At 27.8% G+C, this 1541-nt stretch carries 2 protein-coding genes; both read left to right on the top strand.

Annotated elements, in window-relative coordinates; translation table 11 throughout:
- Window positions 1-81 precede the first annotated feature (81 nt).
- On the top strand, window positions 82-735 hold the full coding sequence (locus tag GFJ99_RS13230) for a DUF4919 domain-containing protein (protein ID WP_153209518.1): 654 nt from the start codon (window positions 82-84) through the stop codon (window positions 733-735).
- Between the two features lie 148 nt (window positions 736-883).
- Window positions 884-1435 carry a hypothetical protein gene (locus GFJ99_RS13225; RefSeq protein WP_153209516.1) on the top strand — a complete coding sequence of 184 codons (552 nt, stop codon included), beginning with the start codon at window positions 884-886 and terminating at the stop codon, window positions 1433-1435.
- Window positions 1436-1541 lie beyond the last annotated feature (106 nt).

Genomic DNA, 1541 nt, shown 5'->3' with positions numbered 1-1541 from the left:
TTTGTGTTGGCTTGGTGCTGGTTTTTCGCCACATTTTTAAGCCGCGAAACGTTGTGTGCAAGCGACCAAAAAAACTTAACTATGATTAAACATTGTCTTATAACATTAATATTTATTTTTAATTTTACCATTGTATTTGGACAAACCAAAACCGAAATAAAAGTTCCTGAATTTGATGATAATTATAGTAAAAGCGTGAAAATTCTTGAAAACGGAAATATAGACATTGATTATAAATCATTTAGAGAAAGTTTTATTGAAAGTGAGCAGTTTAAAATTGCTTCAGAAAAAAACACCGAATTTAGAGAATTGACAATAGCTATGTATAAGCTGATGTCGGAATCTGAATTCGATAGTGTTATATCTTATACAAAAAAAATGTTGAGTATCGATTATACAAATATGACAGCTCATAAAATATTAAGACAAACCTATAAAATTGTTGGAGACACAATAAATGCAGAAAAATATAAGACAATTCAATTCGGACTTTTAAAATCGATAGTAAATAGTGGTGACGGAAAATCTTGCGAAAGTGGTTGGTCAGTAATACAAGTTTCCGAAGAATATTTTATTTTAGATATGCTTGGAGTTGAATTAAATAATCAAAGCATTGATAACAATGGAGGTATTTGTGACAGAATGGAAGTTACTGATGAAAATGGAGAAAAGAAAACTTATTATTTTGAGATAAGTAATGTATTTAAAGGTCGAGAAAATTTAAAGCAAAAATAAAGCCTGCACACAACAGTGGTTTGTAAATATTGTTTTATTTGGTGGAATCACCGTAATCAATTACATTTACGATAAACAAATTAAAAATAGTTTTCATAAGAAAACAACATTCACAAGCCACAAAACGTTAGCGGTAATACGAAAAAAAATGCTAGAAAAAATTAAATCATTAATAATAAATTTAATCTCTAAAGAAAAACAATTGACAGAAGAAGAAAAAACTAATCGAAACGAAGAATTTAAAATTAATTATAGAAAAGTACATGATTTATTAAATATCGCTTTAGAAAAATACAATGAAGAAAATTGTCAATGTGCATATCCGAGATTTCAACAATTAATTGGAATAGATTGTTCTAAAACTAAAGATTCGTTTAAATGTTGGGAAACTGAAATAATGATTTCTTCTTCAAAAAAATATTTTGATATTCTTGAGAGTAATTTAAACGATGAAAACACAAATGAAAAATGGATTTGCAAAAAATGTAAATCTGTTTATGAATATGGTTGGTCAGACTTTAGTATCTATATTGAAAGACAAAAACTAAATATAGTAGATTTAAAAACTGAATTAATCGGACAAAAAATAAAAAAACCAATTCCTTTATTCCTAGGATTAATTGGACATTCATATCCAAACAAAAACGAAATACAACCTACTGAATTTGAGGTGTTTAAAAAATACATAACTGAAAAATAAGTACTACCGCTAACAGCGGTTTGCTTCAATGGCTATTTCCGGATTTTCCTACGGAAAATCCGCTGCTGAATGGAATGTTTTGTTATATTTGTAATGGCTTGGTGTT

The organism is Flavobacterium sp. LMO6 (assembly GCF_009495795.1).
GTDB lineage: Bacteria > Bacteroidota > Bacteroidia > Flavobacteriales > Flavobacteriaceae > Flavobacterium.
This window is presented reverse-complemented; position numbering and strand designations above follow the sequence as displayed.

Bases quoted from the DNA above. Each gene is read 5' to 3' on its own strand.
- GFJ99_RS13230 (WP_153209518.1), top strand. From the start codon at position 82: ATGATTAAACATTGTCTTATAACATTAATATTTATTTTTAATTTTACC.
- GFJ99_RS13225 (WP_153209516.1), top strand. From the start codon at position 884: ATGCTAGAAAAAATTAAATCATTAATAATAAATTTAATCTCTAAAGAA.